The organism is Nocardia sp. CA-119907, assembly GCF_050955995.1.
GTDB lineage: Bacteria > Actinomycetota > Actinomycetes > Mycobacteriales > Mycobacteriaceae > Nocardia.
Map to the genome: position 1 here is coordinate 1,219,732 of NZ_CP192091.1, position 20,020 is coordinate 1,239,751.

Consider the following 20,020-nt stretch of genomic DNA (forward strand, 5'->3'; position numbering starts at 1 on the left):
CACTTCTTGTATGGCCTACCGCAGAACCCCCGCTGTCCAGGCCCGCCTCGATGCGCAGGCGGGGCTGATCGTGCAGGCCGCGACCAAGGTGCTGTCCCGAGAAGGCTACGCCGGACTGTCCATGGCGGCGGTCGCCGCCGAGGCCGGATTGGCCACCGGAACGGTCTACAAGAACTTCAGCGGCAAGGCCGACCTGGTCAGCGCGGTATTCCGGAAGGTGGTCGCGCACGAGGTGACCGCGGTGGCGACCGCCGCCGCCACCGGAACCGCCGTCGAGCGGGTCAGTGCCGCGGTGGAGACCTTCGCGGGCCGGGCGCTGAAGAATCCGAAACTCGCCTACGTCCTGCTCGTCGAACCCGTCGATGCCGTGGTCGACACCGAGCGCCTGCACTTCCGCCGCGCCTTCGCCGAGGCCTTCGAATCCGCGGTGGCGGACGGGGTTTCGTGCGGCGAACTGCCGGCACAGGATGCCAGGACCAGCGCGGCCGCACTGGTCGGCGCCATCGGCGAGGTCCTGGTCGGCCCGCTGGCCGACGCACCGCACAGCGAATCCGTTGTGCCCGAAGTCATCAGGTTCGCGCTACGCGCGCTGGGTGCGCGCGATGAATCCCACTCAGGAGTGTCCGATGCCGACGCATGAAGTCTTCAACCAGGTTCCGAACATCGTGCCCTTCGATGTCTCGAAGAACCCGGCCCTGCTGGAGGGGCTGCACCGGGAAGGCGCGGCCTGGGCCGAGCGGGAAGTGCGTGAACTCGGCACGCTCGCCGGCGGATTCGAAGCGCAGGAGTGGGGTCGTCTCGCCAACGAATATCCGCCGGTCCTGCACACCCACGACCGCTACGGCAACCGCATCGACGAGGTCGAATTCCATCCGTACTGGCACGAACTCATGAAGGTCGCGGTGGCGCACGGACTGCACGGCGCGCCCTGGCTCGACGACCGGCCGGGCGCGCACGCCGCCCGGGCCGCCAAGTTCTACACCTGGGGCGCGGCCGACGCTGGACATATGTGCCCGATCTCGATGACCTACGCCGTGGTGCCCGCGCTGCGGAACAATAGCGAACTCGCCGCCAAGTACGAACCGCTACTGGGTTCCCGCACTTACGATTTCGGCCTGCGTGAACCGTCGACCAAGGCCGGTCTCATCGCGGGCATGTCGATGACCGAGAAGCAGGGCGGCTCCGATGTCCGCGCCAACACCACCACCGCGACACCGCAACCCGATGGCAGCTACCGCATCGTCGGTCACAAGTGGTTCACCTCGGCGCCCATGTCGGATATGTTCCTCACCCTGGCCCAAGCCCCCGGCGGCCTGTCCTGTTTCCTGCTGCCGCGCGTCCTGCCGGACGACGCCCGCAATCCCATCCGGATCCAGCGGCTCAAGGACAAGCTCGGCAATAAGTCCAATGCCTCCTCGGAGATCGAATACGAGAATGCCACCGGCTGGCTGGTCGGCGCGGAGGGCGCGGGCGTCAAGACCATTATCGAAATGGTCAATATGACCCGCCTGGACTGCGTCATCGGCTCCGCCACCGGCATGCGCATCGGCGCCGTCTACGCAGCCCACCACGCGCGGTACCGAGAAGCGTTCGGGGCCAAGCTGATCGATCAGCCCGCGATGCGCAATGTCCTGGCCGATCTCATTATCGAATCCGACGCCGCGACCACGGTCATGATGCGCCTGGCCGGTGCCACCGACCGGGCGAGCACCGATCCCGCCGAGGCCGCGCTGCGTCGAATCGCCCTGGCGGTCACCAAGTACTGGGTCTGCAAGCGTGCCCCGTCGCATGCGGCCGAGGCCCTGGAATGCTTCGGCGGCAACGGCTATGCCGAGGAATCCGGTATGCCGCGGCTCTATCGCGAGGCTCCGCTCATGTCGATCTGGGAAGGCTCCGGCAATGTGGCCGCGCTGGATGCCTTGCGCGCCATGGGCCGCCAGCCCGAAACCGTGGAGGCATTCTTCAACGAGGTCTCGCTCGCGGCGGGTGCCGACCCCCGGCTCGACGACGCTATCGCCCGGATCGGCAAGGAACTGTCCGATCTCGACGAGATCGAATATCGCGCCCGCCGCGTCGTCGAACTCATGGCCCTGGTGCTACAGGGGGCGCAACTGGTCCGCCACGGCCATCCGGCAGTGGCCGATGCCTTCTGCGCCACCCGCCTCGGTGACGACTGGGGCATCGCCTTCGGCACCCTGCCCACCGGCGTGGACACCGCGGCCATCATCGACCGCGCCCTCGTCTAAGGGGACGAGGCCCGGAGGAGGCAGCGGATGCGTAACCACGCAGGGCCTCCCCATCAGGCACATGCAACACCGTCTAACCGGACCGGACCGGCGCGGGTCGGTCGCGCCACTGCCGGGGCGATAGACCGTGGTTGCGCCGGAACAATCGGGTGAAATAGCCCGGATCGGGCAGGCCGACGCGACGGGCGATGTCGCCGACCGGCAGATCGGTATCGGCCAGCAGGCGGCGCGCCTCGGCCATGCGCCGCTCGGTGATCCACGCCTGCACGGTGCGTCCGGTGCGCCGGCGCACCACGGTGGTGAGGTGTCCCGGCGTCATGCCGACCGCGTGCGCCACATCGCGTAGCGATAGCGGTGCGGTATGCCGCTGGTCGATCACCTCGAATACCTCGGCGAGCAGCGGTTCGCCGCTGCGTCGCAGATCACCCACCACATCGGCGGCCAGTCGCGCGAGGTCGATGAGCAGCAGCGTCAGATGTGCGGTCGCGGCCTCGCGGTACCCCTCCTGCCGCTGCGTCAGTTCGGTGTCGATGGCCGCGATCGCGCTGTCCCATAACGGCCTGCGTGCCACCGGTACCGATAGCTCCAGCACTCCACCCGAACGTTGGTGCAGGAAGGGGAACAGCAGCGGATGCGCGCGCCAGGCCGGCCAGGGCGTCCGTCCGGCATCGCCGAGCATCGCGGGATCGAAGAACACTCCGACAGCGCCGTCGAACTCACCCACAGTGGCGGCCTTGATCACCTGACCCGCCGCGACCACGTACACCGCACCGGTGGGCCGGACATACACCAGCACCGGAAATTCGTGAATATGCGGACTGCTATTTCCGGGCGCGTGGTGTGCGTCGAACCGCAGCAGCGATATCGGCGGCGTGACATGGTCGGTCCGGTAGTCGTACACCGGAACGCCGTCGCGGTGCCTGATCACCCGGGTGGCCTCGGTCATGATACCGAAAATAGTCCTAATTCCGCCGATAATCACCCAATTCTGTAGCTGTATCTGCGGGCACCATGAGAACCATGACCAAAGATCATCCACATTCCGTTATCCACGCCATGGGCAACCGACACGACTACCTGCCCGCGGCGGGCCGTGACGCACTGCTGCCCGGCTACGATCTGCTCACCCGACTGCTCGGCATGTACAAACTCCACGAAACTGTTGTCGCGCAGGCCGAACTCGCACCCGGCCACCGCGTCCTGGAAATCGGCTGCGGCACCGGAAATCTGACGATTCGCGCCAAACGCGCCCAACCCGCCGCCGAGCTGATCGGCTCCGATCCCGATCCGCTCGCACTGGCGCGGGCCGAACGAAAAGCCCACGGGCTGAGCGGAATTCGCTTCGAACGTGCCTATGCCCAGGAATTGCCCTATGCGGAGGGGGAATTCGACCGGCTGCTGTCGGCGATGATGCTGCACCACCTGGACACCGACATCAAGAAAGCGGCGCTGGCCGAGGCGCTGCGCGTGCTGCGTCCCGGCGGCAGTCTGCACATTGTTGATGTCGGCGGTGCCGTCACGCCGGAAGACGGCCTGGTCGCCCGGCTCATGCTGCACAACGAGCACGCGGCCGACAATCTCGGCGATAGCATCCCCCAACTGCTGCGCTCCGTCGGCTTCGACAGTGCCGTGGTCGCCTCTCAGCGCCACCGCCGCCTGGGCCGCGTCACCTTCTACCGCGCGATCCGCCCGATCTAGCTGGTGCCGGGCGTGAGCGGTTGGAGCACCCGCTCGACGAGCGCGGTGTCGCAGTGCTCGATCACCTCGGTGAGACGACCGTCGGCGACCCGGAAAACGAAGCAGTAGGTCTGCTCGTACGGCTCACCATCGGTGGTCATGCCATGGCCGCGCACCTGGGCCACCACGCGGTCGTCCTCGGCAATGATGAATTCGGCCGCGCTGCGGTATTCGGCGAACTGGGTCATCAGCGGCCGCAGGAGTTCGTCCAGCACAACTGCCTTCGGTTCCCAGGTGTGCGACCAGGACCAGTTTCCCGGGAAGATCCAGCGGAAGTCGTCGGCCATGGCCTCGGCCATCGCCCGGGTATTGCCCCGGGACATCTCGTCGAAGATCCGCTCGACCAGTTTCTTGTTCTCGGTTGCGCTCATACCTGCGACGCTAGGTAGCCTCGAGGCATGCGACAAGCGATAGTCTTGCATGGTTGATATGAGCAAACCGCATGGGTGAGTTCACGATCGTCGGGTTGCGTGTGGTGCGCGAGGCCGCGAGGTGCGGATCGTTCTCGACCGCAGCGGAGAATCTGGGATATACGCAGTCGGCGGTGTCCCGGCAGATCGCACTGATGGAACAGGCCGCGGGCCGGGCACTGTTCGAGCGGCATGCGCGGGGTGTGCAGGCGACCGAGGCCGGACGGATCGTGCTGCGCCATGCCGAAACGGTGCTCGGCGGTCTCGGATCCGTTCGTCAGGAACTCGATGACCTGGCCGCGCGTCCGCCCGCCACCCTTCGGGTCGGCGCGTTCTCGACCGCCATGGCGGCACTGGTGCCAAGGGCCATTGCCGCCACCGCGCCCCGGCTCGCGCGGGTGCCGCTGCGCGAAGGGACCAGTCCGCGGCTGCTGTCCGCGCTCGCGCGCGGGCGGCTGGACCTGGCGGTGGTGACCGAGACTCGGAATCTGCCCGCGGATACCGAGATCGAACCACTGCTGGACGACCCTCTGCTGATAGCGGTCGCACCGGACCATGAGTTGGCGAATCGGGTGAGCGTTACGCCCGAGCAGCTGCGCGGTGCACGCTGGATCGCGGGCAGCGCCGAGCTGAGCAGCACCCTGCTCGGGGCGTGGACCGACGCCACCCGGGAGCCGGAGATCGCCTTCGTCGCACGCGACTGGTTCGCCAAACTCGGCCTGGTCGCTGCGAGTATGGGCATTACCGTGGTCCCCGGAATCGCGGTACCGGTACTGCCGCAGGGCATCGCCCTGGTCCGCATCGATCATCCCGCCGCGGTACGAACCACATACGTCGTCCATGGCTCGAAGGCTCGGCCCGGTGTTCAGCACAACGACCAGCGCGACACCCCGCACGACCGCGACACCGAGCCGCGACAGATCTTCATCGAAGCCCTGCGCGATGCCGCCGCCGATCTCGCCGCCGAAGTCCGACAGCGACTTCGATAGCCGACTTACATAGCCACACGCCGAAATTCACGGCGGGCGGCCGCAGCCTGAGTAGGGTTGTTTCGATGACACGGACTTCCGTCGAAATGCCGCTGCGCTCGCTCGTCGCGCATCTGCGGATCCGGGCGGCGGGGTGCGCCCGACGGTATGTGCTCGGCATCGCGGGGCCGCCGGGCGCGGGTAAATCCACCCTGTCCAAGTCGATTCGCGACGAATTGAACAAGCGCGTCGGTCGAGTGTGCGCCGAGATCGCGCCGATGGACGGCTTCCACCTACCCAATGCCGTGCTGCGCGCGACGAATGATCTGGAGCGCAAGGGCGAACCGCACACCTTCGATGTCACCGCCTATCTGGAAGCCCTGCGCCGCCTGCGCGATACCCCCATCGGGGAGCCGGTGCCGTGGCCGACCTTCGACCGCGCCATCGAGGAACCGACCCCGGCCGGTGTCGTCTTCGACCAGCACGAGATCGCCATTACCGAGGGCAATTACCTGCTGCTGGTGGAGGGTGCCTGGTCGGGCGTGCGCGAACTGCTCGACGAGGTCTGGTACCTGGACGTGGCCCGCGAGGTCATCGAACAACGCCTGCTGCGCCGCCACATCCGCGGCGGCCGGAGCGCGGATGCCGCGAAAATCAAGGTGTACGACAGCGATCTACGCAATGCCGACCTGATCGCGGGCACCCGGGACAGCGCCGACCTGGTACTGCGCCAGCGCGGCGGCCGCTATTACGCCGCCGAGGGCTGATGTCCGCGGCACCGACTCCGCGTCGCCGAATCCCGCTGTGAGTGACATGATCTCGCTCGATAGATCGTGTCGACGTATCTGGGAGCAAGCGGGATGTGGGAGTACGAATACAGCGCTGAAACTGCGGTCGCACCGGAGGCGCTGTGGCGGTGCTGGTCGGATATGGAGGCCTGGCCCGAGTGGAACGACGGTCTCGATGAGATCGAGATCGACGGCCCGTTCGAGGTCGGCACCAAGTTCACGATGACGCTGCCCGGCGGCGATACGGTGCGGCTGCGCCTGGTGGAGATCGAGCCGGGCGAGCTGTTCACCGATGAGATGGACGGCGGCGACTTCACCGTCGTCACCGAACACCGCCTCGAGCCCGCGGGCGAGGGCTTTACCCGCGTCGTCTACCGGACCGAGATCATCGGCGACGCCGCCGACACCATCGGCCCCGAAATCGGCCCGGATATCACCGCCGACTTCCCAGATGTCGTCGCCGCCCTGATCAAGACGGCGCAGGCCCTGGGCTGAGCGGGCGGTGGCCGACCGGTCCGGTCGGCCACCATGACATCAGCGGTGGTCGCGGTACCAGCCGATGAGGGAGTCGGTGGACGAGTCGCCCTGCGGCTGCGGCTCTTCCGGGGAGGTCAGCAAGGGCGCCAGGGCGAGCGCCTGCTGTTTGCCGAGTTCCACGCCCCACTGGTCGAAGCTATCGATACCCCAGATGGTGCCCTCGACGAAGACCTGATGTTCGTAGAGGGCGATCAACTGGCCGATGACCGACGGAGTCAGCTGCGGCGCGAGAATGGTTGTGCTCGGCCGATTCCCCGGCATCACCTTGTGCGGTACCACCTTCGGGTCGGTGCCCTCGGCCGCGATCTCCTCGGCGGTCTTGCCGAAGGCGAGCACCTTGGTCTGGGCGAACAGATTGCTCATCAGGATGTCGTGCATGCTGCCGGTGCCGTCGAGGGTCGGCAGATCGGCGGTGGGGCGGGCGAATCCGATGAAATCGGCGGGGATCAGCCGGGTGCCCTGGTGCAGCAGTTGATAGAACGCGTGCTGGCCATTGGTTCCCGGTTCGCCCCAGAAGATTTCGCCGGTCGAAGTGGTCACCGGCGTACCGTCGGCGTGCACCGACTTGCCGTTGGATTCCATCGTGAGCTGCTGGAGGTAGGCCGGAAAGCGCGCCAGATCGTTCGAATACGGCAGTACGGCACGCGATTCCGCGCCGAAGAAGTTCGAATACCAGATGCCGAGCAGACCGAGCAGCACCGGTCCGTTCTCGGCCAGCGGCGCGGTCGCGAAGTGCCGGTCCACGGTATGCATTCCGGCCAGGAATTCGGCGAAGCGCTCCTTGCCGATGGTCGCCATCACCGACAGGCCGATGGCCGAATCCACCGAGTAGCGCCCGCCCACCCAATCCCAGAAGCCGAACATATTCGCGGTGTCGATGCCGAATTCCGCGACGCGCTCGGCATTGGTGGAGACGGCGACGAAATGCTTGGCGACGGCCTCCGCGCCGAGCGCGGCGACCAGCCAGCGCCGGGCGGCGGTGGCATTGGTCAATGTCTCCAGTGTCGAGAACGTTTTGGAGGCAACGATGAACAGCGTTGTGGCCGGGTCGAGTCCGTCGAGTTTCGCGAGCAGATCGGTGGGGTCGACATTGGAGACGAATCGGGCGCCGATCCCGGCATCGGCGTAGTGCCGCAGTGCCCGGTGCACCATATCCGGGCCGAGGTCCGAGCCGCCGATGCCGATATTCACCACGGTGTGGATGCGTTCGCCGGTGGCGCCACGCCATGCGCCCGAGCGCACCGCGTCGGTGAATTCACCCATCCGCCGCAGCACCTCGTGCACCTCGGCGCCCGCGTCGGCGCCGTCCACGATGACCGACTCGCCCGCGGGCAGCCGCAGCGCGATATGTTCGACCGCGCGGTCCTCGGAGGTATTGATGTGGTCGCCACGGAACATCGCGTCGCGCCGCTCGGCCACACCGGCCTCGTCCGCCAATTCGACCAGCAGATGCAGGGTTTCCCGCGTGACGCGATGCTTGCTGTAGTCGATGTGCAGATCGCCGACCTGCACGATCAGCTCGCGGCCGCGGTCGGGATCCTCGGCGAAGAATTCGCGCAGGTGTCGTCCTGCGACGGCGCTGTGATGCTCGTGCAGTTTCCGCCAGGCCGCCGATGCGGTGATGTCGCTGCTCACGTCCGCGAGGTTACAAGCACTCGATCGGGTCCGCAGGCAAGGACCGCATACTTTCCGCCGATGTCGCCCTATCGGCCGGCCGTGGTGATCGCCTGCGGGTCGCTCGAAAGGGCTGTGGTGATCGCTTGTGGGTCATTTGAGGAGCGCTGTGGTGATCGCTTGTGGGTCGTTCGAGGAGCGCTGTGGTGATCGCTTGTGGGTCGTTCGAGGAGCGCTGTGGTGATCGCTTGTGGGTCGTTCGAGGAGCGCTGTGGTGATCGCTTGTGGGTCGTTCGAGGAGCGCTGTGGTGATCGCTTGTGGGTCGTTCGAGAAGGGCTGTGGTGATCGCTTGTGGGTCGTTCGAGGAGCGCTGTGGTGATCGCTTGTGGGTCGTTCGAGAAGGGCTGTGGTGATCGCTTGTGGGTCGTTCGAGAAGGGCTGTGGTGATCGCTTGCGGGTCGGTCGAAAGGTCAGTGATTCGCATCGATGAGTCCCGGGTGAGGCGCGGGCGCGCGGCCTAGGCTGTGGTTCATGGTGTCCGAACGTGAAGTACTCCAATCCGTACCGACGCAGTTGTGGATCGGCGGTCCCGTCGACGCCACCGGAGGCGGCACCTTCGCGGTGCACAATCCGGCGGATGGGCAGGTGCTGACCCAGGTCGCCGACGCGACGCCGGAAGACGCGGTGCGCGCGCTGGATGCCGCCGTCGCGGTGCAGGCCGAGTGGGCGGCGACGTCATCGCGTGCGCGCGGCGAGATCCTGCGCACCGTCTTCGAACAGCTGACCGCGCGCGCCGAGGAATTCGCGCTGCTGATGACCCTGGAAATGGGTAAGGCGCTGCCGGAGAGCCGCAATGAGGTGCGCTACGGCGCCGAATTCTTCCGCTGGTTCAGCGAAGAGGCGGTCCGCGTGCACGGGCGCTACCTGCACGCGCCGTCCGGCACCGGGCGGATCATGGTGCACAAGCAGCCGGTCGGGCCGTGTCTGGCCATCACACCGTGGAACTTCCCACTGGCCATGGGCACTCGCAAGATCGGCCCCGCGCTGGCCGCTGGCTGCACGATGATCGTCAAACCCGCCTCGGCGACGCCGTTGACCATGCTGGCGCTGGCCAAGCTGTGCAGTGACGCGGGGCTGCCGGACGGGGTGCTCTCGGTGATCACCTCCAGCCGTTCCGGTGCCGTGACGAAGCCGCTGCTGGAGGATCCGCGCCTGCGCAAGCTCACCTTCACCGGCTCGACCGAGGTCGGCAAGAAGCTGGTGCAGCAGTCGGCGAACGGGCTGCTGCGCACCTCGATGGAGCTCGGCGGCAATGCGCCGTTCGTGGTCTTCGACGATGCCGATATCGATGCCGCGGTGCAGGGCGCGATGCTGGCCAAATTGCGCAACGGCGGCGAGGCGTGCACCGCGGCCAACCGCTTCCACGTGCAGAACGGCGTGCAGGAGGAGTTCACGACGAAACTCGTCGAGGCGATGTCGAGCAGCGTGACGCTCGGTCCCGGCACCGATCCGAACACCACTCTCGGCCCGCTGATCAACGAGGAACAGCTCAATACGGTCAGCGAACTGGTCGACGATGCGGTAGCGGTCGGCGCACAGGTCCGGCTCGGCGGCAAGGCGCCCGGCGGTCCCGGCTGGTTCTACCCCGCGACGATCCTCAGCGAGATTCCCGCGAATGCCAGAATCCTGCGCGAGGAGGTCTTCGGCCCCGTCGCCCCGATCGTCGGCTTCGAGACCGAGGAAGAAGGTCTGGCCGCCGCCAACAACACCGAATTCGGCCTGGTGAGCTACGTCTACACCCGCGATCTGGACCGCGCCCTGCGCATCGCCGAGGGCCTGGAATCCGGCATGGTCGGCGTCAACCGCGGCGTAATCTCCGATCCGGCAGCACCTTTCGGCGGCGTCAAGGCATCCGGCTTCGGCCGCGAGGGCGGCATCGAGGGCATCGAAGAGTACCTGTCCACCAAGTACATCGCCCTCACCTGACCCGGATATGAAACGACCGCCCCGGGGGTGAACACCCGGGGCGGCCATGGGGGAGGCGACGGTCTTGCGAGCGCCGCGTGGTCGGTCGGGCCGCGTCGCGGCCCGCAGACGCGGCTAGTGGCCGAGGCGGCCGCGGCCGAGGCGAAGCAGCAGCATGGCGAGGGTGTGGCCTTCCTGGCCGAGTTCACTGAAGCGCTCGAGCACCTTCATCTCACGACTGTGTACGAGGCGGGGGCCGCCGGAGGCCATGCGCGTGCGACCGATGATTCTGGAGATCTCGGTGCGGCGCTTGATGGCGGCCAGGATTTCCGCGTCGAGCTGGTCGATCTCCTTGCGGAGCTTGTCGATCTCGGCCTCGGTATGGGGCAGAGCCGAATCGGACCCGGTCGTCGTGGCAGGGGTGCTCATCATTCATCTCCTCGTGTCAGAACATGGATCGGCTGGTGAGCCCAGCTCGTTACCCGGTTCTTTCACCGTGCAAAACAAACCCGGTAGGCCTTGCAATCCTCCCCCCAGGCGGCGCGTTCAGGTACCAAGTCCGCGATCACGATATCCGGCCATTAGCCGAATCGGGTGCATCACGGTCGCGCAGATCATGCCGCCAGTCTGCCACGGGCCCGTAGCAATGCAAAACACTTCGTTTTGCGAATCTGGTGAGAAGGCAGTCGGGGTAGCGGTGGCCATGCTGACGGGGGCAGTTCATCGACCGTTCGTCGCACCGCCGCCGAATCGACACCGATGCCGACGGGGACTTCATCTCTGTCGGTGCCCGCCGGTAGCGTGGATGGGCGATGGACATCACGGTGGCTCCCAAGACGCAGGCCGGGCTGACTCGGCACCAGGACCCAACCCAGAAACCGCAGGTCGACACTGCTCGTGCCGAGGAGTTGGGTGACGCTGCCGTGCCGACTGCGGCGGGGGTGCCGGAACCGGCCGACGATGACCCAGCACGGCGTGTCATCGAGGACAAGCACCGTGTCGAACAAGAAAAGCGCCGCGCCGAACGCGAACAGCGCCGCGCGGAGGAAGCCGAGCGACTGCTCGACGGCCTCAATCCGCAGCAGCGCGCGGCGGTCGTGCACACCGGGTCGCCACTGCTGATCGTCGCGGGCGCGGGTTCGGGCAAGACGGCGGTACTGACCAGGCGCATCGCCTATTTGCTCGCCGCCCGCGGTGTGACGCCCGGTCAGGTGCTGGCCATCACCTTCACCAATAAGGCCGCCGCCGAAATGCGCGAGCGGGTCGGCGGGCTGGTCGGACCGCGCGCGAACAACATGTGGGTCTCGACCTTCCATTCGAGTTGCGTCCGCATCCTGCGCATGCAGGCGGCCCTGGTGCCGGGCCTGAATTCGAATTTCTCCATCTACGACGCCGACGATTCCCGGCGACTGCTCACCATGATCAGCCGCGACTTCGATATCGACGTCAAGAAATATTCGGCGCGCCTGCTGGCCACCGCCATCTCGAATTTGAAGAACGAGCTCATCGGCCCGGAACAGGCCACCGCCGATGCCGAAACCGACGACACCGAACTGCCCGCGCTCGTCGCCCGCGTGTATACCGAATATCAGCGCCGGTTGCGTTCGGCGAACGCGCTCGACTTCGATGATCTGATCGGCGAGACGGTGGCGCTGCTGCAGCACCATCCGCAGGTCGCCGAGTACTACCGGCGCCGGTTCCGGCATGTGCTGGTCGACGAGTACCAGGACACCAACCACGCCCAGTACATCCTGGTCCGCGAGCTGGTCGGTCATCACGCCGAGGACCGGTCCGACGATGCGGTCGCGCCGAGCGAACTGTGTGTCGTGGGTGATGCCGACCAGTCCATCTACGCCTTCCGCGGCGCCACCATCCGCAATATCGAGGAATTCGAACGCGACTTCCCGGATGCCGAAACCATTCTGCTGGAACAGAACTACCGCTCCACCCAGCACATCCTCTCCGCCGCCAATGCGGTGATATCGCGCAACGAGAACCGTCGGGACAAGCGGCTGTGGACCGATTCCGGTGAGGGCGATCTGATCACCGGCTACGTCGCCGACAATGAGCACGACGAGGCATCGTTCGTCGCCAGGGAGATCGACCGGCTGGTGGACGCGGGCGATGCGAACTACAGCGATGTCGCGGTGTTCTACCGCACCAACAACAACTCCCGCGCGCTGGAAGAGATCTTCATTCGGATGGGGCTGCCGTACAAGGTGGTCGGCGGCGTGCGCTTCTACGAGCGCAAGGAGGTGCGCGATATCGTCGCGTACCTGCGGGTGCTCGACAATCCCGAAGATACGGTGAGCCTGCGCCGCATCCTCAATACCCCGCGCCGGGGTATCGGCGATCGAGCCGAGGCCTGTGTCGCGGTGCACGCCGAACAGCGGGGGATCGGTTTCGCCGAGGCGCTGCGTGATGCCGCCGATGGCAAAGTGGCGCTGCTGAATACCCGTTCGCAGCGCGCCATCGCCGGATTCCTCGATCTGCTGGAGGAGGTCAGGGCGGCCGGTGCGCAGGCCGATCAGGACTTTCCAGATCTCGGCAATATGGTCGAGGCGGTGCTCGACCGCACCGGCTACCGCGCCGAGCTGGAGGGCTCCGATGATCCGCAGGACGGCGCCCGGCTCGACAATCTGAACGAATTGGTCAGCGTCGCACGGGAATTCAGCTCCGAGGCGTACAACAACGCGGAGGCCGCCCGGCAGGAGGGCCTGGTCCCCGAGGTCGCCGAGGGCGAGCCCGACCCGGGTTCGCTGGCCGCCTTCCTGGAACGGGTCTCGCTGGTGGCCGATAGTGACCAGTTGCCCGATGAGGGCACCGGCGTGGTCACGATGATGACGCTGCACACCGCCAAGGGGCTGGAATTTCCGGTCGTCTTCGTCACCGGTTGGGAGGACGGCCAGTTCCCGCATATGCGCGCGCTCGGCGATCCGACCGAACTGGCCGAGGAACGCCGCCTCGCCTACGTCGGCATCACCCGGGCCAGGCAGCGGCTCTACGTCAGCCGCGCGGTGGTCCGCTCCGGCTGGGGCCAGCCGGTCTCGAATCCGGAATCGCGCTTCCTGCAGGAGATTCCGGCCCACCTCATCGACTGGAAGCGGTTGGAGCCCAAGGGCTCGCCGTTGACGCGCGGCATCCGCCGCCGCGGCGACGACGACGGCCTGGAACACGACTGGACCCGCGACGGCTGGAACCAGCAGCGCCCGGGCGTCAGCGACCGCGCCCCGCGCCGCCCCGCCCCCGGTGGCGCAACCCGCAACAACGCCAATCTCGTACTGGCCGTCGGCGACCGAGTCAGCGATGACAAATACGGCCTGGGCCGCGTGGTCGCCGCCGAAGGCTTCGGCCCCTTGGCCACGGTCACCATCGACTTCGGTACCGCGGGCAAAATCCGCCTGATCCCCCAATACAGCCGCACCCTGGTCAAACTCTGACCGGCCTTGGGAATAGGGGCCATTGGCCCTGATCTACCCGGGGGTGATGTCGGTAGCGTGCGCGATATGGAAGCGGTCGCACAACACCTGCTGTGGTTCCTGCCGATGCTGTGGCTCGGCATGGTGCTGGCCATCTCGTTTCTGGAAGCACCGCTGAAGTTCCGTGCACCGGGGATAACCGTGCCACTCGGCCTCGGCATCGGACGGCTGGTGTTCCGGGCACTGAACATCACGGAGACCGTCCTTGCGGCCCTGTTGATCGTGGCGACCGCGGTGGTCGCCCCCAGCAGCGCTGTTCGGATCTGGCTCGGCGTCACCATCGCGGTTCTCGCCATACAACTTCTCGTTGTCCGGCCACTGCTGACCCGCCGCTCGGACCGCGTGCTTGCCGGTGCGGAGCTACCGCGCTCCCGCGCCCACTACTGGTACATCGGTTTGGAAGCGACGAAGGTCGTGACCTTGATCGGCCTGGCAATCGCCGCGGCACCATAGCCACTGCTGTGGGGGATGCGCATCGCTCGGCGTGAGTGCGGCAGCAGGTCGGTCACGGCGTCGTGGAGGGGGCTTCAGGGGTGTAGATCCTGAGGGGGTGAAGTCTCCTGCGCGATCACCGTGGGGCGATGTGGTCAGTCGCGTTCCGTGCCGAGGCTGATGCCGCGCGTGGCAAGCCAAGGGACCGGGTCGATGCGGTCGGTGCCGTTGAGCCAGACTTCGAAATGGCAGTGCGGGCCGGTGGATTCGCCGCGATTGCCGACCGTGGCGATTTCGTCACCCGCGAGGACGTGCTCGCCCACCGAGACCACGGCGGTATTGATGTGGCCGTACACGGTCACGGTGCCGTCGTCGCCGCGCACCCGCACCCACATCCCGAATCCGGCGGCGGGTCCCGCATCGATGACGGTGCCGTCCTCGACCGCGTAGATCGGCGTTCCGATGGGCGCGGCGATGTCGACACCGCCGTGCAGCACACCCCAGCGCTGGCCGAATCCGGACGTGAAAGTGCCCGAGGTGAATTTGGTGAACAGCGGTCGCAGCTTCGCATCCGCCGCTGCCGCCATCTCCTCGGCGAACTTACTGCCGTGCTGCAACATATCGCCGTACTGGTCGAGATCCATCGGCGTCGCGATATCGAGAAGTTCCGGTGCCGTGGGAAGGTCCGCGCTGAATGGCGCGACGGCCCGCTGCTGTCCGACGGCCTGGAGTTCGGCTGTGGCCGGTGCCTTCGCGGGGGTCGCCAGATTCTGTCCCGCAGCGACGATCGCCCCCGCGGCAACCGCGATAACCGCCGCCCGCCCCCGGAGCCCATTCGGCGGCGCGGGCAGCCGATGAGCCCCGCTCCGACGCTTCCCGCGCACCGGCCGGTTCGTTGGGGCAGCAGGGATGTCCGCGCGCTCCACTGTGGCCCGCGCGTCGCCCTCCCACGCATTGCCGTCGTTTCGGTTACTCCATGTGTTGTGGGTGTTTCCGGGGTCGGTGTCCCATGTGTTGTGGGTGTTTGCGGGGTCGGGGTACCACGCGTCTGGTGTGTTTCCGGAGTGGGTGTCCCGTGCGTTGTGGGTGTTTGCGGGGTCGGGGTACCACGCGTCTGGTGTGTTTCCGGAGTGGGTGTCCCATGTGTTGTGGGTGTTTGCGGGGTCGGGGTACCACGCGTCTGGTGTGTTTCCGGAGTGGGTGTCCCATGTGTTGTGAGTGATTGCGGGGTCGGCGTACCAGGCGTCTGGCGCGCTTCCGTAGTCGGCGGCCCACACCTTGTCGGCGCTTCCGAAATCGCCGTCGCTCCAAGCAGTGTCGTGGTGCGCGTTGGCATTGTGATTCCGGTCCACGTCATCGTCGCGGCCGTGATTGCTGCCATACCAGCTGTTGTAGCCCTCGTTGTAGCCCTGGCTCATGTGGTATCCCCGGCTGTCGCCGAGACCCTGGCCTAGACCACCGCCGTCGTACCCCAGACGCCTGTCGTAGCTCTCGGCGCCACCGTCGAACGGCGAGACCGCTTGCGGCCAAGGCTCTCCCACTCGCCAGAATTCGACACCACGGGTCCCGCGCGAGATTTGCTGAGAATTGTCTAGATAATGCTGAATCGGTATTCCGCGCCCCTCGGAACCGCCCGGATATCCCTGCCTCATCACTGCGACTGCATCACACCGCTATGCGTCCGAAATGTTCCGAACATGGAGAAGATTCGAGAAATTCCTGATCTTCGGGTGTCGAGCCATGCGTTCAGGATGTTCGCAACGCGCATTCAGACTTTCATCCTCCGTCGCACTTATTGAGGTCCACCGACGGTAGCGAATCGATTGCAGCCTCGCAAGGTATTCGATGAATCCCATTGCCCCGGAATAGGTTCGGCTCCATCGCGGGGATACGGACCAGAACGGGCGGCACACGTGGTGCGCCGCCCGTATCGCATGTGCCGCTGGATTTCTAGTCCCGCTGCGGACCCAAGCTGATGCCCCGCGTCGCCAGCCAAGGCAACGGGTCGACCTTGTCGACGCCGTTCAACCAGACCTCGAAATGGCAGTGCGGGCCGGTCGAGAAACCGCGGTTGCCGATGGTGGCGATCTGGTCGCCGGCCAGGACGCGCTGTCCCTGCGACACGGTGGCGGTGTCGATATGTCCGTAGATGGTGACGGTGCCGTCATCGTGCAGCAGTCGGACCCACATGCCGAAGCCCGAGGCGGGTCCCGCTTCGATCACGGTGGCGTCGGCGACGGCGTAGATCGGGGTGCCGATCGGGCCCGCGATATCGACGCCGAGATGCTGTACGCCCCAGCGGGCGCCGAAGCCGGAGGTGAAATTGCCCGCGGCGAACTTGGTGAACAACGGGCGGAGTTTGGACGCCTCCTGTGCCGCCATATCATCGGCGAACTTCTGGCCCTTTTGCAGCATGTCGCCGAACTGCCCGAGATTGTTCGGGGCCGAGACATTGAGCACCTGCGGCGAATCCGGCGCGGAGTTGGGGTCGGCCACGCTGACCGACTGTGCGGCGATCTCGTGGATCTGGCCCGCGGCCTCGTAATCGACGGCCTGCGAGGGCTGTTCGGGCGAGGCGAAGGCGGCCTGTCCGGCGGCAACCACCGCACCGGCGGCGACGGCGACGACCGCGGCGCGGCCCTTGAGTGAGGCGGGCGGTGCGGGCATCCGATGCGCGCCACCGCTACCGCGATTCGCGCGACGGGCCGGTATGACGGTGGGACCGGCCGGAGATTCCGGATCCTCGGACTCCCACGCGGAGTCCTCGCCATCCCAGGATTCATCGGCATCCCAGGATCCGTCCGCCTCCGGCGTCCACGACGCCTCGGAGTCGGGGGCCCAGGAATTGTCACCCTCGGGCGTCCAAGAATCCTCGGACGCCCACGCGCCGCCGTCGGACCAGGAGTCGGCTTGCGCCCAGGACTGCGACTGCGCCCACGAGTCGGACTGCTGCTGCGGTTCGGCCTGCGACCACGAATCAGCCTGCGACCACGCATCGTTCGCGCCCCAGGAGTTGTCATCGTGCTCGTAACCGGCTGCGGCAGGCGCGGCGTACCTGTGACCGGAGTCTCGCGAAGCGGTACCGAACGGGTCTACCGCCGCATTGGAATGTCCGCCATATGCCTCATCGTCATCGGAGCGATAACGATGTCCGGAGCGAGCGCGATTATCGGAAGCGAAGGTCGAGCGATGGTTCATCGGTAGTGCCACATCATCCAGCGAGAGATCACGGTGTCGAACTGCCTGCCATGAGGCGTGATGGAACGGCTCTCCGTCTGCGGAGTGCTGTGCTGCGTCAAGCTTGCCGTCCTCCTAGTCGTGACCGTGTTGTGACATCGACCGCAATGACGGTAACGAAACGATTGCGAGCTCCGCAAGCGCTACGTGCGATCAATCCAAACATGTGAGATTGATCACGGTAACGCACCGGAATATCTCACTGCGATAGGGGCACGCGGGTGAGGCTCGGCGACGACGAAACGTAGTAGAAGGCCGTCGGTCAACCGGTTCGGCGGCTCTACCTGGCGCGCCGTCAGCAACCTACTCGCGAGTAGCCTTGGCCAGGCATTTTCCCGCCCTGGGCGGCACCCCGTGACCTGCGCCACTTAGGATGAATGTGGCCGTTTGGCCCTCCATGTGACTGGTTAAAGTCCGACCCGACCCGCTTCCGACGTCGGGCCGCCAACAAAGACGTTGTCATCACAACGCAGACGAGACGGTGAGTACATGGATCTCTTCGAATATCAGGCGAAGGAGCTCTTCGTTAAGCACGGAGTGCCTTCGTCCGAGGGCCGCGTCACGGACACGGCCGAGGACGCCCGCGCTATCGCGGCGGAAATCGGCAAGCCGGTGATGATCAAGGCCCAGGTGAAGGCCGGTGGCCGTGGCAAGGCGGGTGGCGTCAAGTTCGCCGCCACCCCGGACGACGCGTTCACGCACGCGCAGAACATCATCGGCCTGGATATCAAGGGCCACATCACCAAGAAGATCCTGGTCGCCGAGGCCAAGGACATCGCGGAGGAGTACTACATCTCCTTCCTGCTCGACCGCTCCAACCGCACCTACCTGGCCATGTGCTCGGTGGAAGGCGGTATGGAGATCGAAGAGGTCGCCGCGACCAAGCCGGAGCGCCTGGCCAAGGTTCCGGTCGATGCCGTCAAGGGTGTCGACCTCGCGTTCGCCCGCTCGATCGCCGAGCAGGGCCACCTGCCCGCCGATGTCCTCGACGCGGCGGCCATCACCATCCAGAAGCTCTGGGAGGTGTTCGTCGGCGAAGACGCCACCCTGGTGGAGGTCAACCCGCTGGTCCGCACCCCCGACAACGAGATCCTCGCGCTCGACGGCAAGGTGACCCTCGACGAGAACGCCGAGTTCCGGCAGCCGGGTCACGCGGCCTTCGCGGACAAGGACGCGACCGATCCCCTGGAGCTCAAGGCCAAGGAGAACGACCTCAACTACGTCAAGCTCGACGGTGAGGTCGGCATCATCGGCAATGGCGCCGGTCTGGTCATGTCCACCCTGGACGTCGTCGCGTACGCGGGCGAGAACCACGGTGGCGTCAAGCCCGCCAACTTCCTCGACATCGGCGGTGGCGCATCGGCCGAGGTCATGGCCGCCGGTCTGGACGTCATCCTGGGCGACGCGCAGGTCAAGAGCGTGTTCGTGAACGTCTTCGGTGGTATCACCGCGTGTGACGCGGTCGCCAACGGCATCGTGAAGGCGCTGGAGATCCTCGGCGACGAGGCGAACAAGCCGCTGGTCGTCCGTCTCGACGGCAACAAGGTCGACGAGGGCCGCAAGATCCTCGTCGATGCCGCGCACCCGCTGATCACGCTCGCGCAGACAATGGACGAAGGCGCCGACAAGGCCGCCGAACTGGCAGCGGCCAAGTAAAGGAAACCGGAAATGTCTATCTTCCTCAACAAGGATTCCAAGGTCATCGTCCAGGGCATCACCGGCGGTGAGGGCACCAAGCACACCGCGCTGATGCTGAAGGCCGGCACCCAGGTCGTGGGCGGTGTCAACGCGCGCAAGGCGGGCACCACCGTCGCGCACACCGACAAGGACGGCAACCCGGTCGACCTGCCGGTCTTCGGCACCGTCGAAGAGGCCATCAAGGCGACCGGCGCCGACGTGTCCATCGCGTTCGTGCCGCCGAAGTTCTCGAAGGACGCCATCATCGAGGCCATCGACGCGGAGATCCCGCTGCTCGTGGTCATCACCGAGGGCATCCCGGTGCAGGACACCGCCTACGCGTGGGCCTACAACGTGGAGAAGGGCAACAAGACCCGGATCATCGGCCCGAACTGCCCCGGCATCATCACCCCCGGCGAGTCGCTGGTCGGCATCACCCCGGCCAACATCACCGGCAAGGGCCCGGTCGGCCTGGTGTCGAAGTCCGGCACCCTGACCTACCAGATGATGTACGAGCTGCGTGATTTCGGCTTCTCCACCGCCATCGGCATCGGCGGCGACCCGGTCATCGGCACCACCCACATCGACGCCATCGAGGCGTTCGAGAAGGATCCGGAGACCAAGCTGATCGTGATGATCGGTGAGATCGGCGGCGACGCCGAGGAGCGGGCCGCGGCCTACATCAAGGCCAATGTCACCAAGCCGGTCGTCGGCTACGTCGCGGGCTTCACCGCCCCCGAGGGCAAGACCATGGGCCACGCCGGCGCCATTGTCTCCGGTTCGGCCGGTACGGCACAGGCGAAGAAGGACGCGCTCGAGGCCGCCGGTGTCAAGGTCGGCAAGACGCCGTCCGAGACCGCCGCACTGGCGCGCGAGATCCTGGAGAACGCAAGCGTCACCGCCTGATCCATCGCATTCGCACAAAGGCC

Annotated in this window: 17 protein-coding genes; 11 read left to right on the plus strand and 6 right to left on the minus strand. The window is 66.3% G+C overall.

Annotated features, from left to right (window positions below; translation table 11 throughout):
- The first annotated feature begins 10 nt into the window (after nucleotides 1-10).
- Together ACQP2D_RS05520 and ACQP2D_RS05525 are read left to right on the plus strand one after the other, a co-directional pair.
- Entirely contained in the window at nucleotides 11-640 is a 630-nt protein-coding gene (locus tag ACQP2D_RS05520) for a TetR/AcrR family transcriptional regulator (RefSeq protein WP_433682631.1), read from the plus strand.
- Nucleotides 627-2,246, plus strand: a complete 1,620-nt coding sequence (locus ACQP2D_RS05525; RefSeq protein ID WP_433682632.1) for an acyl-CoA dehydrogenase family protein — start codon at nucleotides 627-629, stop codon at nucleotides 2,244-2,246. Before ACQP2D_RS05520 ends, ACQP2D_RS05525 begins: the two co-directional genes overlap by 14 nt.
- 73 nt (nucleotides 2,247-2,319) lie before the next feature.
- Here ACQP2D_RS05525 and ACQP2D_RS05530 read toward each other — a convergent pair whose 3' ends face one another.
- Entirely contained in the window at nucleotides 2,320-3,192 is an 873-nt protein-coding gene (locus ACQP2D_RS05530) for a helix-turn-helix transcriptional regulator (protein ID WP_433682633.1), read from the minus strand.
- Nucleotides 3,193-3,266: 74 nt separating this feature from the next.
- Between ACQP2D_RS05530 and ACQP2D_RS05535 the strand changes: the two genes are divergently transcribed.
- Nucleotides 3,267-3,944, plus strand: a complete 678-nt coding sequence (locus ACQP2D_RS05535; RefSeq protein ID WP_433682634.1) for a class I SAM-dependent methyltransferase — start codon at nucleotides 3,267-3,269, stop codon at nucleotides 3,942-3,944.
- Here ACQP2D_RS05535 and ACQP2D_RS05540 read toward each other — a convergent pair.
- Nucleotides 3,941-4,354, minus strand: coding sequence for a nuclear transport factor 2 family protein (locus ACQP2D_RS05540; protein ID WP_433682635.1), 414 nt, complete (start codon nucleotides 4,352-4,354; stop codon nucleotides 3,941-3,943). The two genes, ACQP2D_RS05535 and ACQP2D_RS05540, sit on opposite strands and share 4 nt — an antisense overlap.
- 71 nt (nucleotides 4,355-4,425) lie before the next feature.
- On the opposite strand from ACQP2D_RS05540, the gene ACQP2D_RS05545 reads away from it, so the two are divergent.
- The 3 genes from ACQP2D_RS05545 (at nucleotide 4,426) to ACQP2D_RS05555 (ending at nucleotide 6,644) form a co-directional block, all read left to right on the plus strand.
- On the plus strand, nucleotides 4,426-5,382 hold the full coding sequence (locus ACQP2D_RS05545) for a LysR family transcriptional regulator (RefSeq protein ID WP_433682636.1): 957 nt from the start codon (nucleotides 4,426-4,428) through the stop codon (nucleotides 5,380-5,382).
- Nucleotides 5,383-5,447: 65 nt separating this feature from the next.
- Nucleotides 5,448-6,128, plus strand: a complete 681-nt coding sequence (locus tag ACQP2D_RS05550; protein WP_433682637.1) for a nucleoside/nucleotide kinase family protein — start codon at nucleotides 5,448-5,450, stop codon at nucleotides 6,126-6,128.
- Between the two features lie 93 nt (nucleotides 6,129-6,221).
- Complete coding sequence (locus tag ACQP2D_RS05555; RefSeq protein ID WP_433682638.1) at nucleotides 6,222-6,644, plus strand: SRPBCC family protein; 423 nt, start codon at nucleotides 6,222-6,224, stop codon at nucleotides 6,642-6,644.
- 39 nt (nucleotides 6,645-6,683) lie between these two features.
- On the opposite strand, the gene pgi is transcribed toward ACQP2D_RS05555, so the two are convergent.
- Nucleotides 6,684-8,321, minus strand: a complete 1,638-nt coding sequence (pgi, locus tag ACQP2D_RS05560; protein ID WP_433682639.1) for a glucose-6-phosphate isomerase — start codon at nucleotides 8,319-8,321, stop codon at nucleotides 6,684-6,686.
- A gap of 511 nt (nucleotides 8,322-8,832) precedes the next feature.
- On the opposite strand from pgi, the gene ACQP2D_RS05565 reads away from it, so the two are divergent.
- Nucleotides 8,833-10,287, plus strand: coding sequence for an NAD-dependent succinate-semialdehyde dehydrogenase (locus ACQP2D_RS05565; protein WP_433682640.1), 1,455 nt, complete (start codon nucleotides 8,833-8,835; stop codon nucleotides 10,285-10,287).
- A 114-nt stretch (nucleotides 10,288-10,401) separates the two neighbouring features.
- On the opposite strand, the gene ACQP2D_RS05570 is transcribed toward ACQP2D_RS05565, so the two are convergent.
- Nucleotides 10,402-10,695, minus strand: coding sequence for a chorismate mutase (locus tag ACQP2D_RS05570; RefSeq protein WP_327093861.1), 294 nt, complete (start codon nucleotides 10,693-10,695; stop codon nucleotides 10,402-10,404).
- A gap of 383 nt (nucleotides 10,696-11,078) precedes the next feature.
- On the opposite strand from ACQP2D_RS05570, the gene pcrA reads away from it, so the two are divergent.
- Entirely contained in the window at nucleotides 11,079-13,706 is a 2,628-nt protein-coding gene (pcrA, locus tag ACQP2D_RS05575; protein ID WP_433682641.1) for a DNA helicase PcrA, read from the plus strand.
- 66 nt (nucleotides 13,707-13,772) lie between these two features.
- The gene (locus ACQP2D_RS05580; protein ID WP_433682642.1) at nucleotides 13,773-14,198 is read left to right on the plus strand and encodes a hypothetical protein; all 426 of its coding nucleotides are present in this window, start codon (nucleotides 13,773-13,775) and stop codon (nucleotides 14,196-14,198) included.
- Between the two features lie 134 nt (nucleotides 14,199-14,332).
- On the opposite strand, the gene ACQP2D_RS05585 is transcribed toward ACQP2D_RS05580, so the two are convergent.
- Both ACQP2D_RS05585 and ACQP2D_RS05590 read right to left on the minus strand, forming a co-directional pair.
- Nucleotides 14,333-15,454 (minus strand): M23 family metallopeptidase, encoded by a 1,122-nt coding sequence (locus ACQP2D_RS05585; RefSeq protein ID WP_433685543.1) that lies wholly within the window; start codon nucleotides 15,452-15,454, stop codon nucleotides 14,333-14,335.
- A gap of 673 nt (nucleotides 15,455-16,127) precedes the next feature.
- The gene (locus ACQP2D_RS05590) at nucleotides 16,128-17,375 is read right to left on the minus strand and encodes a peptidoglycan DD-metalloendopeptidase family protein (RefSeq protein ID WP_433682643.1); all 1,248 of its coding nucleotides are present in this window, start codon (nucleotides 17,373-17,375) and stop codon (nucleotides 16,128-16,130) included.
- 528 nt (nucleotides 17,376-17,903) lie between these two features.
- On the opposite strand from ACQP2D_RS05590, the gene sucC reads away from it, so the two are divergent.
- Nucleotides 17,904-19,070 (plus strand): ADP-forming succinate--CoA ligase subunit beta, encoded by a 1,167-nt coding sequence (sucC, locus tag ACQP2D_RS05595; protein WP_433682644.1) that lies wholly within the window; start codon nucleotides 17,904-17,906, stop codon nucleotides 19,068-19,070.
- Between the two features lie 12 nt (nucleotides 19,071-19,082).
- Nucleotides 19,083-19,997, plus strand: coding sequence for a succinate--CoA ligase subunit alpha (sucD, locus tag ACQP2D_RS05600; RefSeq protein WP_433682645.1), 915 nt, complete (start codon nucleotides 19,083-19,085; stop codon nucleotides 19,995-19,997).
- The last annotated feature ends 23 nt before the right edge of the window (nucleotides 19,998-20,020 follow it).

Excerpts from the sequence above, each read along its gene's own strand:
- ACQP2D_RS05520 (WP_433682631.1), top strand. The coding sequence starts at position 11 with ATGGCCTACCGCAGAACCCCCGCTGTCCAGGCCCGCCTCGATGCGCAG.
- ACQP2D_RS05525 (WP_433682632.1), top strand. The coding sequence starts at position 627 with ATGCCGACGCATGAAGTCTTCAACCAGGTTCCGAACATCGTGCCCTTC.
- ACQP2D_RS05530 (WP_433682633.1), bottom strand. The coding sequence starts at position 3,192 with ATGACCGAGGCCACCCGGGTGATCAGGCACCGCGACGGCGTTCCGGTG.
- ACQP2D_RS05535 (WP_433682634.1), top strand. The coding sequence starts at position 3,267 with ATGACCAAAGATCATCCACATTCCGTTATCCACGCCATGGGCAACCGA.
- ACQP2D_RS05540 (WP_433682635.1), bottom strand. The coding sequence starts at position 4,354 with ATGAGCGCAACCGAGAACAAGAAACTGGTCGAGCGGATCTTCGACGAG.
- ACQP2D_RS05545 (WP_433682636.1), top strand. The coding sequence starts at position 4,426 with ATGGGTGAGTTCACGATCGTCGGGTTGCGTGTGGTGCGCGAGGCCGCG.
- ACQP2D_RS05550 (WP_433682637.1), top strand. The coding sequence starts at position 5,448 with ATGACACGGACTTCCGTCGAAATGCCGCTGCGCTCGCTCGTCGCGCAT.
- ACQP2D_RS05555 (WP_433682638.1), top strand. The coding sequence starts at position 6,222 with ATGTGGGAGTACGAATACAGCGCTGAAACTGCGGTCGCACCGGAGGCG.
- ACQP2D_RS05565 (WP_433682640.1), top strand. The coding sequence starts at position 8,833 with ATGGTGTCCGAACGTGAAGTACTCCAATCCGTACCGACGCAGTTGTGG.
- ACQP2D_RS05570 (WP_327093861.1), bottom strand. The coding sequence starts at position 10,695 with ATGAGCACCCCTGCCACGACGACCGGGTCCGATTCGGCTCTGCCCCAT.
- pcrA (WP_433682641.1), top strand. The coding sequence starts at position 11,079 with ATGGACATCACGGTGGCTCCCAAGACGCAGGCCGGGCTGACTCGGCAC.
- ACQP2D_RS05580 (WP_433682642.1), top strand. The coding sequence starts at position 13,773 with ATGGAAGCGGTCGCACAACACCTGCTGTGGTTCCTGCCGATGCTGTGG.
- ACQP2D_RS05590 (WP_433682643.1), bottom strand. The coding sequence starts at position 17,375 with ATGAACCATCGCTCGACCTTCGCTTCCGATAATCGCGCTCGCTCCGGA.
- sucC (WP_433682644.1), top strand. The coding sequence starts at position 17,904 with ATGGATCTCTTCGAATATCAGGCGAAGGAGCTCTTCGTTAAGCACGGA.
- sucD (WP_433682645.1), top strand. The coding sequence starts at position 19,083 with ATGTCTATCTTCCTCAACAAGGATTCCAAGGTCATCGTCCAGGGCATC.